The sequence below is a fragment of the Mycolicibacterium sp. Y3 genome (assembly GCF_051188035.1).
Lineage (GTDB): Bacteria > Actinomycetota > Actinomycetes > Mycobacteriales > Mycobacteriaceae > Mycobacterium > Mycobacterium fluoranthenivorans.
This window is the reverse complement of sequence record NZ_JAVQLT010000001.1, coordinates 962536-977447: the sequence shown is the minus strand read 5'-3', so window position 1 is coordinate 977447 and position 14912 is coordinate 962536. Positions and strand designations below refer to the sequence as shown.

At 68.6% G+C, this 14912-nt stretch carries 17 protein-coding genes; 8 read left to right on the top strand and 9 right to left on the bottom strand.

Translation table 11 applies throughout. The annotated features are described in order from the left end of the window. The first annotated feature begins 5 nt into the window (after positions 1-5). Positions 6-1256: an SLC13 family permease gene (locus QN239_RS04765; protein WP_499008385.1), complete on the top strand. Its 1251-nt coding sequence runs from the start codon at positions 6-8 to the stop codon at positions 1254-1256. Here QN239_RS04765 and rlmB read toward each other — a convergent pair. The 4 genes from rlmB to carD all read right to left on the bottom strand — a co-directional run bounded on the left by rlmB (position 1253) and on the right by carD (position 4693). Next, positions 1253-2197, bottom strand: a complete 945-nt coding sequence (gene rlmB, locus QN239_RS04760) for a 23S rRNA (guanosine(2251)-2'-O)-methyltransferase RlmB (protein WP_090354165.1) — start codon at positions 2195-2197, stop codon at positions 1253-1255. The two genes, QN239_RS04765 and rlmB, sit on opposite strands and share 4 nt — an antisense overlap. Before the next feature lie 32 nt (positions 2198-2229). Next, entirely contained in the window at positions 2230-3639 is a 1410-nt protein-coding gene (gene cysS, locus QN239_RS04755; protein ID WP_499008384.1) for a cysteine--tRNA ligase, read from the bottom strand. A gap of 62 nt (positions 3640-3701) precedes the next feature. Further along, positions 3702-4178 carry a 2-C-methyl-D-erythritol 2,4-cyclodiphosphate synthase gene (ispF, locus tag QN239_RS04750; RefSeq protein ID WP_499008383.1) on the bottom strand — a complete coding sequence of 159 codons (477 nt, stop codon included), beginning with the start codon at positions 4176-4178 and terminating at the stop codon, positions 3702-3704. A 26-nt stretch (positions 4179-4204) separates the two neighbouring features. Beyond that, entirely contained in the window at positions 4205-4693 is a 489-nt protein-coding gene (carD, locus tag QN239_RS04745; protein ID WP_024451602.1) for an RNA polymerase-binding transcription factor CarD, read from the bottom strand. A gap of 356 nt (positions 4694-5049) precedes the next feature. Between carD and QN239_RS04740 the strand changes: the two genes are divergently transcribed. From QN239_RS04740 to disA, 3 genes are read left to right on the top strand one after another with little or no spacing between them, the layout of a single operon-like run. Then, positions 5050-5601 carry a copper chaperone PCu(A)C domain-containing protein gene (locus QN239_RS04740; RefSeq protein ID WP_499016594.1) on the top strand — a complete coding sequence of 184 codons (552 nt, stop codon included), beginning with the start codon at positions 5050-5052 and terminating at the stop codon, positions 5599-5601. 42 nt (positions 5602-5643) lie between these two features. Further along, on the top strand, positions 5644-7056 hold the full coding sequence (radA, locus tag QN239_RS04735; RefSeq protein WP_499008382.1) for a DNA repair protein RadA: 1413 nt from the start codon (positions 5644-5646) through the stop codon (positions 7054-7056). Then, a complete protein-coding gene (gene disA, locus QN239_RS04730) occupies positions 7047-8159 on the top strand; it encodes a DNA integrity scanning diadenylate cyclase DisA (protein WP_499008381.1) in 1113 nt (370 codons plus the stop codon). Before radA ends, disA begins: the two co-directional genes overlap by 10 nt. Here disA and QN239_RS04725 read toward each other — a convergent pair whose 3' ends face one another. Together QN239_RS04725 and QN239_RS04720 are read right to left on the bottom strand one after the other, a co-directional pair. Next, positions 8160-8957: a hypothetical protein gene (locus tag QN239_RS04725; RefSeq protein ID WP_090354155.1), complete on the bottom strand. Its 798-nt coding sequence runs from the start codon at positions 8955-8957 to the stop codon at positions 8160-8162. 89 nt (positions 8958-9046) lie between these two features. Further along, positions 9047-9667 carry a carbonic anhydrase gene (locus QN239_RS04720; RefSeq protein ID WP_499008380.1) on the bottom strand — a complete coding sequence of 207 codons (621 nt, stop codon included), beginning with the start codon at positions 9665-9667 and terminating at the stop codon, positions 9047-9049. 19 nt (positions 9668-9686) lie between these two features. Here QN239_RS04720 and QN239_RS04715 point away from each other — a divergent pair, with 19 nt between their 5' ends. Next, the gene (locus QN239_RS04715; protein ID WP_499016592.1) at positions 9687-10616 is read left to right on the top strand and encodes an iron-sulfur binding domain-containing protein; all 930 of its coding nucleotides are present in this window, start codon (positions 9687-9689) and stop codon (positions 10614-10616) included. Here the strand turns inward: QN239_RS04715 and QN239_RS04710 are convergent. After that, complete coding sequence (locus QN239_RS04710) at positions 10586-11542, bottom strand: GlxA family transcriptional regulator (protein ID WP_090354151.1); 957 nt, start codon at positions 11540-11542, stop codon at positions 10586-10588. The genes QN239_RS04715 and QN239_RS04710 overlap by 31 nt on opposite strands. A gap of 72 nt (positions 11543-11614) precedes the next feature. Here QN239_RS04710 and QN239_RS04705 point away from each other — a divergent pair, with 72 nt between their 5' ends. After that, positions 11615-11893 (top strand): hypothetical protein, encoded by a 279-nt coding sequence (locus QN239_RS04705; RefSeq protein ID WP_499008378.1) that lies wholly within the window; start codon positions 11615-11617, stop codon positions 11891-11893. On the opposite strand, the gene QN239_RS04700 is transcribed toward QN239_RS04705, so the two are convergent. Then, complete coding sequence (locus tag QN239_RS04700) at positions 11867-12649, bottom strand: alpha/beta fold hydrolase (protein ID WP_499008376.1); 783 nt, start codon at positions 12647-12649, stop codon at positions 11867-11869. The two genes, QN239_RS04705 and QN239_RS04700, sit on opposite strands and share 27 nt — an antisense overlap. A gap of 56 nt (positions 12650-12705) precedes the next feature. On the opposite strand from QN239_RS04700, the gene mhuD reads away from it, so the two are divergent. Together mhuD and QN239_RS04690 are read left to right on the top strand one after the other, a co-directional pair. Beyond that, positions 12706-13023 carry a mycobilin-forming heme oxygenase MhuD gene (gene mhuD / locus QN239_RS04695; protein WP_090354146.1) on the top strand — a complete coding sequence of 106 codons (318 nt, stop codon included), beginning with the start codon at positions 12706-12708 and terminating at the stop codon, positions 13021-13023. Further along, positions 12998-14362, top strand: a complete 1365-nt coding sequence (locus tag QN239_RS04690; protein ID WP_499008375.1) for a serine hydrolase — start codon at positions 12998-13000, stop codon at positions 14360-14362. The genes mhuD and QN239_RS04690 overlap by 26 nt, the downstream gene beginning before the upstream one ends. Here QN239_RS04690 and QN239_RS04685 read toward each other — a convergent pair. Next, a complete protein-coding gene (locus QN239_RS04685; protein WP_499008373.1) occupies positions 14359-14910 on the bottom strand; it encodes a histidine phosphatase family protein in 552 nt (183 codons plus the stop codon). The two genes, QN239_RS04690 and QN239_RS04685, sit on opposite strands and share 4 nt — an antisense overlap. Positions 14911-14912: the final 2 nt, after the last annotated feature.

Sequence of the window (14912 nt, the reverse complement as noted above, 5' to 3'; positions counted from 1 at the left end):
GAACCTTGAACACCCCTCTGGTCTTTTCGGCTGCCCTTCTGGCGCTCGTGCTCGTCTTCACCATGGTGCGGCCGCACCGCTGGCCGGAGGTCGCCGTGGCCGCCCCCGCCGCCGGGCTGCTCCTGCTCACCGGCGTGGTGACCATGGACTCGGCTGCCGCGGAGATCGGCGAACTGCTCCCGGTGACCGGTTTTCTGGCCGCCGTGCTGGCGCTCGGGCGGATATGCGATGACGAGGGGTTGTTCCGGGCCGCCGGGACCACGATGGCGCGGCTGAGCCGTGGCGATCCGCACCGCCTGCTCGGCGGGGTGTTCGTGCTCGCCGCGGCGACGACGGCCGTGCTCAGCCTGGACGCGACCGTGGTGCTGCTGACCCCGGTCGTGCTGGCAACGGCCCGGACGCTGGCCGTGTCACCGAAACCGCATGCCTATGCCACCGCGCACCTGTCCAACAGCGCCTCGCTCCTGCTACCGGTGTCCAACCTGACCAACCTGCTCGCCTTCGGCGCCGCGGGCATCTCGTTCGCCATGTTCGCGACCGTGATGGTGCTGCCCTGGCTGGCGGTGATCGCGGTCGAATACCTGTTGTTGCGCCTGATCTTCAGGCGTGAGCTGGCAGCGCCCTCGCCTCATGAGGAACCGCCGCCGCCGGCCGACATCCCGGTGTTCGTCCTGGTCGTGCTCGGGCTCACCCTGGCCGGCTTCGCGGTCACCTCGGCCCTCGACATCGCGCCCGCCTGGGCGGCGCTCGCCGGCGCGGTGGTGCTGGGGGTGCGCAGCCTGGCACGCGGGCGCAGCAGCGTGACCGGCATCGCCAAGGCCGTCGACGTGCCGTTCCTGGTGTTCGTGCTGTGCCTGGGTGTCATCGTCGACGCCGTCATGCGACACGGTCTGGGCGATTTCATGAAGACCCATGTGCCGCTGGGCACTTCGCTGCCGTCGTTGTTGCTGATCGCCACGGTGGCGGCGGTGCTCTCCAATGTGGTGAACAATCTGCCCGCCGTGCTGGTGCTGCTCCCGGTGGTGGCAGCGGCCGGGCCGGCGGCCGTACTGGCCGTGCTGATCGGCGTCAACGTGGGCCCCAACGCCACCTACCCGGGGTCACTGGCGAACCTGTTGTGGCGAAACATCATCCGCCGCGAGGGCATGACCGCGGGCGTCGCCGAGTTCACCCGGGTCGGGTTGCTCACCGTCCCGCTCAGCTTGGGGGTGGCGGTCGTGTGCCTGTGGGCCGGTGTCCGGGTGTTCGGCCTCTAGCGGCGGCGCTGCCGGGCGATCTCGGCCAGCACCACACCTGCGGCCACCGAGGCGTTGAGCGACTCGGTCGGGCCGGCCATCGGGATGGACACGATGGCATCGCAGTTCTCCCGGACCAGGCGCGACAGCCCCTTGCCCTCGGAGCCGACCACCACGACCGTCGGCACCGAGGCATCCCAGTCGTCCAGTTCGGTGTCGCCGCCGGCATCGAGGCCGACGATCTGCAGACCGGCGTCGGCCCAGCTCTTGAGCGTCCGATTGAGATTGGTGGCCCTGGCCACCGGCAACCGGGCGGCGGCACCCGCACTGGTCCGCCAGGCCACCGCACTCACCGAGGCCGAACGTCGTTGCGGGATCACCACTCCGTGCCCGCCGAAAGCCGCCACCGAGCGCACGATGGCACCCAGGTTGCGGGGATCGGAGATGTTGTCCAGCGCCACCAGCAGCGCGGGCGTGCTGTCGCTTTGCGCCGCCTTCAGCAGGTCGTCCGGGTGGGTGTAGCTGTACGGCGGCACCTGCAGGGCCAGCCCCTGATGCAGCCCGTTGCTGGCGATCCGGTCCAGATCATGCTTCTGTACCTCCAGGATGGAGATACCGGAATCCGCGGCGCGCTTCACCGCTTCGGTGATCCGCTCATCGGCATCCACGCCGAGCATCACCCAGAGCGCCGTGGCCGGGACACCGGCCCGCAGACACTCCACCACGGGGTTACGACCGAGGACGACCTCGACCTCATCGGTCTTGCGCTGCTGCCTGCCCTGATTCTGCCGGGCCACCTTGGCGGCCTTCTTGCCCGCCGGGTGGTGCGGCCGCTGATGTGCGGGCGGCGTGGCGCCCTTGCCCTCCAGCCCGCGCCTGCGCACACCGCCGGAACCGACGGTCGGGCCCTTCTTGGTGCCTTCCTTGCGGACGGCGCCGCGGCGCTGTGAATTACCCGCCACTATTCGTCCCGTCGCTTCGCTCGCCCCGCCATTTACTTCGTGTCTCCCTCAAGCAGCGACCACTGCGGTCCGTCTGCGGTGTCGGTGACCTCGATTCCGGCCTCCTTGAGGCGGTCCCGGATTGCGTCCGCGGCCGCCCAGTCCTTATTCTCCCTGGCCTCGGCCCGGCCCGCCAACGCCCAGTGCACCAGTACGTCCACCGCCGCCAGCGCGGCCGACGTCTCATCGCGCGATTCCCAGCGCTCGTCGAGCGGATCGCAACCCAGGATGCCCATCATCGCCCGCACGGATTGCGCTGCCGCCATGGCGGTTTCGTGGTCACCGACATCCAGCGCGCGATTGCCCTCGGCCCGGGCGGAATGCACCTCGGCCAGCGCGATCGGCACCGACAGGTCGTCGTCGAGGGCCGCACCGAACTTCTCGGTCCACGTACCGGGCACCACGGTGCCGACCCTGCTGCGCACCCGGTGCAGGAACTCCTCCACGCCGGTGTAGGCCTTGGCGGCATCGGTCAAGGCGTTCTCGGAGAACTCCAGCATCGACCGGTAGTGCGCACTGCCCAGGTAGTAGCGCAGTTCTGCGGCCCGAACCCGCTGCAGTACGGCCGGAATCGCGAGCACGTTGCCCAGCGATTTGCTCATCTTCTCGCCGCCCATGGTGACCCAGCCGTTGTGCAGCCAGTACTGCGCGAAACCGTCTCCGGCCGCCTTGGCCTGGGCGATCTCGTTCTCGTGGTGCGGGAACACCAGATCCATACCACCGGCATGGATGTCGAACTGCGGCCCTAGGTACGACTCGCACATCGCCACGCACTCGGTGTGCCAGCCCGGCCGGCCCGGGCCCCACGGGGTGGGCCAGGATGGCTCCCCCGGCTTGGCGCCCTTCCAGAGGGTGAAGTCCCGCTGGTCGCGCTTTCCGGTGCCGGCACCCTCACCCTGGTGGACGTCTTCGATCCGGTGCCCGGACAACGCGCCGTACTCGGAGTAGCTGAGCACGTCGAAGTACACATCGCCCTGCGCGGCGTAGGCGTGGCCGCGCTCGATGAGCCGCTCGATCAACTCGACCATCTGGGTGATGTGCCCGGTGGCCCGCGGTTCGGCCGACGGCGGTAGCACCCCGAGCGCGTCGTAGGCCTCGGTGAACGCCCGCTCGAAGGTCGCCGCCCATTCCCACCAAGGCCTGCCCGCGTCGGCGGCCTTGTTCAGGATCTTGTCGTCGATATCGGTGACGTTGCGGATGAACGCCACGTCGAAACCCTTCGCGGTCAGCCAGCGCCGCAGGACGTCGAAGGCGACACCGCTGCGGACGTGTCCGATGTGGGGCAACCCCTGAACCGTGGCCCCGCAGAGGTAGATGGAGGCATGGCCGGGCCGCAGCGGTACAAAATCACGAACGCCACCCGAGAGGGTGTCGTATAGCCGCAGTCCAGTCACCTCGGCCAACCGTTCGTTTCACTCACAACGGCCAACCGTTCGCTTCGCTCACGACGGGCCAGCCTACCGGCCTATTCGGCCGAAACGAGCAACGCCGTCGCAATCGCGGCCAGACCTTCGCCGCGACCGGTCAGACCGAGTCCGTCGGTGGTGGTCGCCGATACCGAGACCGGCGCGTCCAGCAGTTCGGACAGCAGCTGCTGCGCCTCGGTACGCCGCGGCCCGACCTTCGGCCTGTTACCGATCACCTGCACGACGGCGTTACCCACGCGGAAGCCTTCGGCCCGCACCAGGTTGTGCACATGGCGCAACATGTCTGCGCCGGTGACGCCCCGCCACTGTGGTTGATCGGTGCCGAACACGCTGCCCAGGTCGCCGAGACCGGCGGCGCTGAGCAGCGCGTCGCACAATGCATGTGCTGCGACGTCACCATCGGAGTGTCCGGCGCAGCCGTCCGAATCGTCGAACAGCAGGCACAGCAGCCAACACGGCCGCCCCGCCTGGATGGGATGAACGTCGGTACCCAGACCGACGCGCGGCAGCTCCACGTCTAGTAGTCGATCGACGTGAACAACTAGGAAGCTGCGGCCAGCACCTCGTCGAGAATGGTCTCAGCCTTCTCGTCATCGGTGTTCTCGGCGAGCGCGAGCTCGCCGACGAGGATCTGACGCGCCTTGGCGAGCATTCGCTTCTCGCCGGCGGACAGACCGCGTTCCTGATCCCGGCGCCACAGATCGCGAACGACCTCGGCCACCTTGTTCACATCCCCGGATGCGAGCTTCTCCAGGTTTGCCTTGTACCGGCGCGACCAGTTGGTCGGCTCCTCGGTATGCGGCGCACGCAGCACCTGGAATACCTTGTCGAGGCCTTCCTGGCCCACAACGTCGCGCACACCCACATATTCGGCGTTCTCAGCTGGGACTCGAACGGTGAGATCACCCTGGGCGACCTTCAAGACGAGGTACTCTTTCTGCTCGCCTTTGATGGTGCGGGTTTCGATCGCCTCGATCAATGCAGCACCGTGGTGTGGATAGACGACGGTGTCTCCGACCTTGAAAATCATCAGATTAGAGCCCCTTTCACTTCTCAATCTTAGCACGGGGCACCCACACGCGCGGATCAACTATGCAGGTCAGGGGCATAGGAAGTGAAGACTAGGGGTTGACACGGTGGCCAATACGTGCAACGGCACAACGGTTTTCGGACCTCGCGCCGACCCGCGAGCGGTCCATCCGGAGCGCGGCGGGGACCCTCGATCGGCCCTGCCCAACCCTCCGCTACCGCGGCCGATGCCGACCTACTACTGTGCATAGTTGAATTCCGTCGGCCGATCAGGAGGCTCCAGTGGCTGCAGTGGTCTCTAAGAACCGCTTCGATAGGCGCGCAACGGCCCTCACCGGCCTGGCCGCATGCGCGTTGATGGCCAGCGTCGCCCTGACCGGCTGCGGCTCCGGCCAGGTATCCCAGACCGCGAACCAGGAACCGGCCGTCAACGGGGCGGCCGCGACGGCGGGCAACATCGCCCTGCGCAATGTGCACCTGCGCGCCCCGCAGACCTCCGATTACGTCCAGCCGGGCAGCGATGTCGAGCTGCTGCTGGTCGCCGCCAACAACTCGGCGGATGTCAACGACAAGCTCGTGTCGATCACCTCCGACATCGGCGAGGTGACCCTGACCGGCGACGGCACCGTCCCGGCCGCCGGCGTGCTGGTGGTGGGCGAACCGGACGGCCAGCTGAAGGCGCTCGACGCCGCCGAACGCGCCGACGCGGTCACCGCCGAGGTGGCGCTGACCAAGCCGATCACCAACGGGCTGACCTACCACTTCACCTTCGACTTCGAGAAGTCCGGCCAGACCACCGTCGCCGTGCCGATCTCGGCCGGTGAGACCCCGCGCCGCGACGGTGAGCCCAATGCGGGAACCGAGAAGGCACCCGAAGGCGCCGACGCCGACACGGGCGGACACCACTGACGATCTGACGGATCTGTCGCCCCCGGCAGCTACCGTTTGAGCGTGGCTTCGAAAGTACGTTCGCAATTCCGGTGTTCCGAGTGTCAGTACGTCACGGCCAAATGGGTCGGCCGCTGCCCGGATTGCGGCACCTGGGGCACGGTCAACGAAGTCGCCGCACTGACCTCATTCGACGGGAAGTCGATCCGTCGCGCGGTCACCCCGACCTCCCCCGCCGTCCCCATCACCTCGATCGACCCGGGGGTCACCCGGCACCTCCCGACCGGGGTCAGTGAACTGGACCGGGTCCTGGGCGGTGGCCTGGTGCCGGGCTCGGTCACGCTGCTGGCCGGGGATCCCGGCGTCGGCAAATCCACGCTGCTGCTGGAGGTGGCCCACCGGTGGGCCCGCGCCGGCAAGCGGGCGCTCTATCTGTCCGGCGAGGAGTCGGCCGGCCAGATCCGCCTTCGGGCCGAGCGCACCGGGTGCACCCACGACGAGATGTACCTGGCGGCCGAATCCGATCTGCAGACCTCGCTCGGCCATATCGAGGCGGTCCGGCCCAGCCTGGTCGTGGTCGATTCGGTGCAGACGATGTCCACCACCGAGGCCGAGGGCGTGACCGGCGGCGTCACCCAGGTCCGCGCCGTCACCACCGCGCTGACGTCCTACGCCAAATCCGCCGGACCGGACGGCTTGTCCCTGCTGCTGGTCGGCCACGTCACCAAGGACGGAGCCATCGCCGGCCCGCGCTCACTGGAACACCTGGTGGATGTGGTGCTGCACTTCGAGGGCGACCGGGCATCGGCACTGCGGATGGTGCGCGGTGTCAAGAATCGCTTCGGGGCCTCCGACGAGGTGGGTTGCTTCCTGTTGCGCGACAACGGTATCGAATGTGTCGCCGACCCGTCCGGGCTGTTCCGGGACCAACGCCCGGCCCCGGTGTCCGGCACCGCGGTGACGGTCACGCTGGACGGCAAACGGCCGCTGCTCGGTGAGGTTCAGGCCCTCATCGGCAACGCGGCCCAGGGCACCGCGCGGCGCGCGGTCAGCGGTATCGACGCCGCCCGAGCCGCCATGATCACCGCGGTACTGGAGAAGCGGGCCGGTCTGCGGCTGGGAGGCAACGACATCTACCTGTCCACCGTCGGCGGGATGCGGCTGACCGACCCGTCGTCGGATCTTGCGGTGGCGCTGGCCATCGCCTCCGCGCAGACCGACCTGCCCGTCCCGGCCACCGTGGTGGCGATCGGCGAGGTGGGTCTGGCCGGGGACCTACGCCGGGTCAGCGGGATGGAACGGCGGCTGGCCGAGGCTGCCCGGCTCGGTTTCCGGCACGCGGTGGTGCCGCCCGGGGTCACCGATGTGCCGACCGGGCTGCGCATCAGCACCGCGGCCAACATCGGCGAGGCATTGCGGGTTCTGAAGTCCATCACGGACAATGGCGGCCAATCCAAGGAGGCGCGATGTCGGTGAAGTCCAGGGCGGGCCGCACTGTGGTGCATCTGACGCGGCCCACACTGCGCGAAACGCTCGGGCGGCTGGCGCCGGGCACCGACCTGCGTGACGGCCTGGAGCGCATCCTGCGCGGCCGTACCGGGGCGCTCATCGTGCTCGGCTACGACGACGGCGTGGACGCGATCTGCGACGGCGGGTTCGCCCTCGATGTCCGCTACGCACCGACCCGGCTGCGGGAGCTGTCGAAGATGGACGGTGCCGTCGTGCTGTCCAGTGACGGCACCCGGATCCTGCGCGCCAACGTCCAGTTGGTGCCGGACCCGTCCATCCCCACCGAGGAGTCCGGCACGCGGCACCGCTCCGCGGAACGCACCGCGGTACAGACCGGGTATCCGGTGATCTCGGTCAGCCACTCGATGAGCATCGTGACCGTGTACGTCGCGGGCGAGCGCCACGTCGTCCCGGACACCCCGACCATCCTGTCGCGAGCCAACCAGACCATCGCCACCCTGGAGCGCTACAAGTCGCGCCTCGACGAGGTCAACCGCCAGCTCTCGACGGCCGAGATCGAGGATTTCGTCACGCTGCGCGATGTCATGACCGTGGTGCAACGCCTGGAGATGGTCCGCCGGATCAGCCTGGAGATCGACGCCGACGTGGTCGAGCTGGGCACCGACGGGCGGCAGCTGCAGCTGCAGTTGGAGGAGCTGGTGGGTGACAACGGCACCGCCCGAGAACTGATCGTGCGCGACTATCACGCCAACCCGGATCCGCCGAGTGCCGCTCAGGTCACCGCCACCATGGAGGAGCTGGACGCGCTCTCCTATAACGAGTTGCTCGACTTCACTGCTCTGGCAAGGGTTTTCGGCTATCCCTCCACGGTCGAGGCACAGGATTCGGCGATGAGCTCCCGCGGGTACCGCGCGATGGCAGGTATCCCGCGACTGCAGTTCGCCCATGTCGACCTGCTGGTCCGGTCGTTCGGGTCGCTGCAGGGCGTGCTTGCGGCCAGCGCCAGCGATCTGCAATCGGTGGACGGGATCGGCTCGATGTGGGCCCGGCATATCCGCGAGGGCCTGTCGCAGCTGGCCGAGTCGACGATCGCCGACCAGCTGGCCTGACTATCCGCCGGGTGCGGGCGCGGGGGCCGGTGCCGGCTCTGCCGGGGGTGCGGCCGGCTCGGCGGGCGGTGCGCCCGGGTCGGCGGGCTTGGACTCGGCCAGGATGAACGGCACCGGGGCCGACCGCAGATTACCCAGCTGCACCAGCAGGTTGTACGTGCCGGGGCCGATCGGCGAGCGCGGCAGCGGGCAGTTCGGCGCCGAACCCATACCGGTCCAGGTCACCTCGGTGGTGACCTGCTCGCCCGGGTTGAAGGTCTTCACCAGGGTCTCGTTGGACGGGGCGCAGTCCAGGTTCGACCACAGTCGGTTGTTGTCCAGCGAGTAGACGTAGGCCGACAGCACGGCCGCACCCACGTCACGCTTGCACGCCACCAGCCCGATGTTCGTCACGACCATGGTGAACTTCGGCTGATCCCCCATCACATAGTCGGGGGCACTGGTGATGCCCTTGACCGCCAGGGTCGAATCGGGGCAGTCGTCACCCTCTTTGAGCACCGGCGGCGGCGTAACCGCCGCGGTCGGCGTCGGCGTGGGTACCGGTGCCTGCTGGGCGGGCACCACCGGTGTCTTCACGCCCGGGGTCTCACCGGGAAGCGGAGTGGGCGCCGCGTTGGCGCTCGTCGCTGCGGTCTTGTCCGCGGTCGGCGTTCCCGAGCTGGTGCTGTTTGCCACCACGATCGCGACGATGCCGACGACCACCGCGAGTACGACGACCGCGATCCCGATCGCCGCAATCCGGCGCCGCCGGTAGATCTGGGACGGCGTAGGGCCACCATGCGGTTCGACGTCAAGCACGATCTCAACGGTAAGCCGCGCTCACGCGCTGCCGTCCGAGGCGGCCCGGCGTGTCGGCCTCAGGCTTTTATCCGATCCGCGCTTACGCGTCAAGCCTCGCCGATATCACCGAGATGATCTCGCAACACAGCCTTGCCGTCGGACAGCTGGTAGGTGAGGCCGACGATTGCCAGCGTGCCGGCAGTCACCCGTTCGGCGATGGCGGTCGACCGCGCCATCAACTGCGCGCCGGTCTCGGTGACGTGCCGGGCCTCGAACTCGTCGACCCTGGTCAGACCGTCGCGGCGGCCCAGCAGGATGGACGGGGTGACGCGCTCGACGATGTCGCGGATGTAGCCGCCGGGCACCGCACCCTCGTCCAGCGCCGACAGGGTCGCCTTCACCGCGCCGCAGCTGTCGTGTCCGAGCACCACGATCAGCGGCACGTTGAGTACCACCACCGCGTATTCGATGGACCCGAGCACGGCCGAATCGATGACATGTCCCGCGGTACGGACCACGAACATGTCGCCCAGACCCTGATCGAAGATGAGCTCCGCGGCCACCCGGCTGTCACCGCAGCCGAACACCACCGCGGTGGGCTTCTGCGCGGCGGTCAGGCTCGCCCGGTGGGCGATGCCCTGGCTGGGATGCACCGGTTCGCCGGCGACGAAGCGCTCGTTACCCTCCTTGAGTGCCTTCCACGCGGATATCGGGTTCGAGTTCGGCATGACGCACATTCTGCCCGAGATGCCGGCAACGATCGACCCGGCCATCGACTCGCTCGAGCTGATCACCTGGTTCGGTCACGCCCAGCGCGACCTGCCGTGGCGCCGACCGGGGGTGTCGGCGTGGCAGATCATGGTCAGCGAGTTCATGCTGCAGCAGACGCCGGTGTCGCGGGTCGAGCCGATCTGGCTGGACTGGATCGGCCGGTGGCCGACACCGTCGGCCACCGCGGCCGCCGGGCCGGCCGAGGTGCTGCGCGCGTGGGGCAAGCTGGGTTACCCACGACGGGCCATGCGTCTGCACGAGTGCGCGACGACCATCGCGGCCGAACATGGCGACGTGGTGCCCGACGATGTGGAAACACTGCTGACGCTGCCCGGGGTCGGGGCCTACACCGCACGGGCGGTGGCATGTTTCGCCTACGGCAAGCGGGTGCCGGTGGTGGACACCAACGTGCGGCGGGTGCTCTCGCGCGCCGTGCACGCTCGCGACGAGGCACCGGCCCGCGCCCGTGACCTCGACGACGTTGCGGCCCTGTTACCCGAAGAAGATGCTGCGGCCCAACGCTTTTCGGCCGCACTGATGGAGCTGGGCGCAATCGTGTGCACGGCCCGGAGCCCGAAATGCGGGCTGTGCCCGCTGAGCTCCTGCGGTTGGCGCGCTGCGGGCTATCCCACCAGGGAGGCCGGGGAGACACCGGCGCGCCGGGTGCAGAAGTATGCGGGCACCGATCGCCAGGTGCGCGGCAGGTTGCTCGACGTGTTGCGCGGCAGCACCGCGCCGGTCACCCGGGCCGCCCTGGACGTGGCCTGGACCTCCGATACCGCCCAGCGGGACCGCGCCCTGGACTCACTCCTGGTCGACGGGTTGGTGGAGCAGACCGCTGACGGCCTGTTCGCGCTGGCAGGCGAGGGCGAAATTCACGACGCGCGGGCGAAACTGCGCCGGTAGTCCGACGGCGTCACCCCGATGACGCGGCGGAAGTGGTGGCGCAGCAGGGTCGCGGTACCGAAGCCCGACCGGTCGGCGACGCGGTCGATGTCCAGGTCGGTCTCCTCCAGCAGCCGCCGCGCGAAGAGCACGCGCTGGTCGGTGACCCACTGCATCGGGGTGGTGCCGGTCTCCTCGACGAAGCGTCGGGCAAAGGTGCGCGCCGACATGCTGGCGCGGGCGGCCAGGGTCCCGACGGTGTGCGGTTCCTTGAGGTTGGCCAGGATCCAATCCAGTTGCGGGGCAAATCCTTCCGAACATCGGATCGGGATGGGCTGGTCGATGTACTGGCGCTGGCCGCCGTCGCGCTGGGGCGGCACCACCATGCGGCGGGCGATCTTGTTGGTGACCTCACTGCCGAGCTCGCGCCGGACCAGATGCAGGCAGGCGTCGATACCGGCGGCGGTACCGGCACTGGTGATCAGGTTGCCGTCGTCGACGAAGAGCACATTGCGGTCCACCCGCGCGGTCGGATACATGCGTGCGAGTTCGTCGGCGTGCATCCAATGCGTGGTGCACGGCCGTCCGTCCAGCAGGCCCGCCGCGCCGACCACGAACGCGCCCGAGCACACGGTGAGGATGATCGAGCCGGCGGCCGCGGCCGCCCGCAGCGCTTCCAGGGCTTCTTCGGGATATTCGCCGTACCGGGTGGTGACGGCGGGGACGGCGACCAGGTCGGCGCCGACGAGCGCCGAGAAATCGTGATCAGGGGTGATCTGAGCACCCACCGAGGTGCGCAACGGTTCACCGGCGACCGGCCCGCAGATCTTGAAGTCGAAGTTGGGCACACCGTCGGCGGACCGGTCGATTCCGAAGACCTCGCAGATGACCCCGAACTCGAAAACCGCTAGACCGTTCAGCACCATCGCCGATACGCTTTTAATCATGGCAGCATGTTATCCAACTGAGGCAGTGCTGCCACTGTTCGGCTGGATATCGACTGTCGAACAATTACTGCCATGACCGTTGCCCTCGCCATCCTGATCTTGTTGGCCCCCTTCGCCCTCGCGATAACCCTGGGCTGGCTGGCCAATCGCTCCCATGTCCTGCGGTTCCACGTCGACCAATTCCGTGTGCCGACCTCGACCTGGGACCGGCTGTTCGACACCGATCCGGACGTCTCCCGCAGCTCCCACTATGACGCGGCCCGCATCCAACACGAGCTGGATGCCGTGCGTACCCGGTGGGAACAGAGCCCGTCCTGGCCGTCCTCAGGTGTCCTGGGCGAACGTCGATAGGAACGATTCCACGGCGGCGCGATATTCCTTCGGCGCGTCGTCGTGGATGAGGTGTCCGGCGCCCGGTACGTGCAGATATGTGGTGCGGTGCCCGAGCTCTGCCATCCGCTTCATCTGGCCCGGCGGGGCGACGGTGCCCCCGGCCTCCAGTAGCAGAACCGGTGCCCGGACCGCCCGCCACTGCTCCCAGTAGTCACGGGTGCCCCACTGCGCCGCGATCTCGATCCATTTGGCCGGCGGGCCGTGCAGGCGCCAGCCGGACGGCGTCCGGTCGAAGGCATCGAGGAAGTACTGCCCGGCCACCGGGCCGAACTCGTCATGAACCTGCTGCGCCGAGGTGAACTCGAGCGGCAGCGCATGCAGCCACGGCTCCCAGGCCCCCGTGGTCTGGCCTTTGAAGTCCGGCGCCATATCCTCCACCACCACCGCCTTCACCAGCTCCGGCCGCGCGGCGGCCAGACACCAGGAGTGCAACCCACCCATGGAGTGCCCGATCAGGATCGCCGGCCGGCCCAGTTCGGCCACCGCGTCGGCCAGATCCGCCACGAAACGCTCGGTACTGACCGGATGCGGATCCTCGACCTCGTGACCCCGGTGCCAGGGGGCGTCATAGGTGTACACCGCCCCGAACCGGGTCAACCACGGCAGCTGACGAGACCAGGTACTGCCGCGTCCCATCAACCCGTGTACCAGGACCAATGGGTCGCCGACCGAATCGGCCGGACCTCCCCTGGCGGTCAGAAGTGCGGCGCGCATATCGCCATCCTGCCGCGCGGGTGTCCGGGTAGGCGGCCCCAGGTAACCTCAGTCGCATGCCCGTCGTGAAGATCAATGCCATCGAGGTCCCGCCCGACGCCGGCCCGGAGCTGGAGAAGCGGTTCGCGCACCGCGCGCACGCCGTGGACAACCAGCCCGGCTTCCTCGGCTTCCAGCTGCTGCGCCCCGTCAAGGGCGAGAACCGCTACTTCGTGGTGACGCAGTGGGAGTCCGACGAGGCGTTCCAGGCGTGGGCCAACGGCCCCGCCGTGGAAGCACATGCCGGTCAGCAGAAGAACCCGGTGGCCACCGGCGCATCACTTCTGGAGTTCGAGGTTGTGTTGGACGTTGCGGGGACCGGCACCGCGTCCTGACGGTGCTCGAGCAGCCCGCCGCTTCGCGGCGCTGATCAGCACCCTCGCCCTCGCCACCGTATCGCTGGGCGGCTGCACACCGGCCAGCACTCCACCCGCAAACGCGGGTGACGCCGTCATCAAGACGAACACGCCGCCGGGCGTGCGCGCCAAACAGCTGATGGACATGCTGAATTCGGACTGGCCGATCGGTCCGGTCGGTGTGAAAACCCTTGCGGTGCCCTCTCAGGTCGACGATATCGGCACCACGATGGACATGATGTGGTGGGACCGGCCCTACACGCTGGCCGGTGTCGATATCGGAGCCGGTGCCGCCACCCTGCACGTGGTGACCTCTTACGGCGCGCGCCAGGACATCGAGCTGCGCACCGATGACAGCAGCACCCTGGTCGACCGCATGGCGGTGACGAATCAGCCTCTGGCCCTGCATAGTTGGGCCGACGTCGATGCGGTGCTCGCCAAGACCGGTGCGCGGTACGCCTACCAGCTGTCGAAGGTCGACAACGGTAGGTGTGTGAAGGTGGCGGGCACCAACACCACCCAATCCCTGCCGCTGGCATCGATTTTCAAGCTCTACGTGCTCTACGCGGTGGCCGATGCCGTCAAGGCCGGCACGCTGGCGTGGGATGACCAGCTGACCATCACCGCCGAAGCCAAGAAGCTCGGATCGTCGGGTTTCGACAAATTGCCCCCCGGTGCGCAGATATCGGTACGCGACGCCGCCGGAAAGATGATCGCCACCAGCGACAACATGGCAACCGACCTGCTGATCGGGCGACTGGGCCCGGGCGCGGTCGAACGTGCGCTGGCCGCGGCCGGGCACCATGATCCGGCGAGCATGACGCCGTTCCCCACCATGCACGAGATCTTCTCGATCGGTTGGGGCGAGCCCGATCTGCGCGCGCAGTGGCAACACGCCGACGCCGCGGGCCGCGGCGCCCTGCTCCAGCAGACCAGCACCCGGCCCTATGAACCCGATCCGCTGCGCACCCACTCCCCCGCGTCGGCGTACGGAGCCGAGTGGTACGGCAGCGCCGAGGACATCTGCCGGGTGCACGCCGCCCTGCAGACCGCGGCCGTCGGGGTGGCCGCACCCGTGCGCGACATCATGTCGTTCATCCCCGGTATCGATCTGGATCGCACCGAGTGGCCCTATATCGGCGCCAAGGCGGGCAACCTGCCCGGCGAACTCACCTTCAGCTGGTACGCGGTGGACCGCGCCGGCCAGGCCTGGGTGCTGAGCCTGCAGACGAACTGGCCGCGGTTCTACAGTGTGCGCACCGCCGGCTGGCTGATGACGGTCATCAAGCAGATGTGGGCCCTGGCGCATCAGGGTTAGGGGCGCGAGCGCACCGTCCAGGTGTGCCCGCGGAAATGCATCACGGTACGGCTCACCGGCGCGATATCCAGGCGCCAGAACGACTTCGGCGGCGCGTCCAGGGCATTGAGGATCGCCGCCCGGATGACGGCGGGGTGCGTCACGGCGACCACCCGGGCATGGGTGGCGGTCAGGGTGTCCAACCACGTCCGCACCCGGGTGATCAGGTCGACGATCGTCTCGCCACCGTGCGGTGCCTGCACCGGATCGGTGAGCCACACCGCCAGCTCCGCCGGATCGACACCACTGAGTACGTCGCCCCGCCACCTGCCACAATCCAGATCGGCCAGCGCCGTTTCGGTGCGAGCGCGCAGCCCCAGCAGTTCGGCGGTCCGCACCGCCCGTTGCTCCGGGCCGCACACGGCGATGTCCACCGGCCCGAGGTCGATCGTGGCGTCGGCCTGACGGTGCCCGAGGGCGTTGAGCGGTTCGTCGGTGGGGAATCGCCCGGCCGCCATGGCATCGGTCATGGCGTGTGACACCAGGGTCAGCCGGACGACTTCACTCACCG